Annotated in this window: 1 protein-coding gene; it reads right to left on the bottom strand. The window is 68.8% G+C overall.

Going from position 1 to position 538, the window contains the following annotated elements:
- Window positions 1-501, bottom strand: a 501-nt coding sequence (locus AC1DQC_RS20200) for a M23 family metallopeptidase (RefSeq protein ID WP_477053006.1), incomplete at its 3' end; no start/stop codon positions are given.
- Window positions 502-538: the final 37 nt, after the last annotated feature.

Below are 538 nucleotides of genomic sequence, written 5' to 3'. Positions count from 1 at the left end.
GCGCGGATCCGAGATGTAGCGGATTGCGCCGACGAATCCGCTCGACTGGATCTGCTGCGCGGTCGGGACACCGGCCGAGAAGTCCACCAGCAGCTTGCCGACCAGCGAGCCCTGCCCGTCGCCCGTCGTGACCCCGCGCGGGTCGACCGCATCGCGCAGCCACATCACATTGGGATCGAGGTCCGGCCCCCCGAATCGACCGGGCGCGCCGAAGGTCTCGAAGTGCAGGTGCGGTCCGCTCGAGCCGCCCTCGTTGCCGACCACGGCGATCTTCTGACCCGCGTGCACTATGTCCCCGAACCGCCACTGCCGCCCGGTGTCCGGGTTGACGAAGGATGACGGGGGCGTGTGTCCGAACGTGAAGTCCAACCCGCATTCGTTCTGCGAATCGATGACGAGCCAGGACCCGTAGCCCTGCGGGTCGTCGTTGATCCCGACGTGCGCGATGGTGCCGTCGGTGGGTGCGTAGATCGGAGTGCCGGTGTCCGCGGCGATGTCCACGCCGCGATGGTCCGGTCGGTCTGGGGTCCGGTAGCCG

Source organism: Cellulomonas sp. P4_H12, from assembly GCF_056400905.1.
This window is presented reverse-complemented; position numbering and strand designations above follow the sequence as displayed.